Source organism: Rhodosalinus sp. K401, from assembly GCF_041365735.1.
In the GTDB taxonomy this organism is placed as follows: Bacteria; Pseudomonadota; Alphaproteobacteria; order Rhodobacterales; family Rhodobacteraceae; genus Rhodosalinus.
In genome coordinates this window covers 1-401 of record NZ_JBGFSI010000061.1, presented here as the reverse complement: position 1 = coordinate 401, position 401 = coordinate 1, and the positions used below count along the sequence as shown (strand labels likewise).

Below are 401 nucleotides of genomic sequence, written 5' to 3'. Positions count from 1 at the left end.
ACGGTCAACACCGTGGGCCTGCCGCTCTACGCGCGCATGATCCCGGACCGGGATCGCGACGAATGGGTGCGGCTCGAGATCGAGTCCAACCCGCTGCCGATCTGCACCCGCCCGCAGGTGCTGCGCTCGGCGCGGCGGACCTGATGACCGCCGTGGCCATGGCGCTCGACGCGCTCTTCGCGGATGACAGCATCGCCCGCGAGGCCGTGTACACGCCCGAGGGCGGTGCCCCCGTCCTCGTGCGCGTGGTCACCCGCCGCGCGGATGAGATGACCGGCTTCGGCGACGCGCGCCTCTGGTCGGAGACCACGCGGCTGGACCTGCGCGTGGCAGAAGTGCCGAACCCACGCCCCGGCGACCGCATCGAGATCGACGGCGACGCCTTCCTCATCCAGGGCGAG

2 protein-coding genes are annotated in these 401 nt (G+C 72.1%); both read left to right on the top strand.

What is annotated here, in order from left to right; all coding sequences use genetic code 11:
* Window positions 1-12 precede the first annotated feature (12 nt).
* Window positions 13-144, top strand: coding sequence for a major capsid protein (locus AB6A66_RS17540; RefSeq protein ID WP_371056910.1), 132 nt, complete (start codon window positions 13-15; stop codon window positions 142-144).
* Window positions 144-401 (top strand): hypothetical protein (locus tag AB6A66_RS17535; RefSeq protein WP_371056909.1); only part of this gene is annotated, 258 nt, incomplete at its 3' end. The genes AB6A66_RS17540 and AB6A66_RS17535, both read left to right, overlap by 1 nt.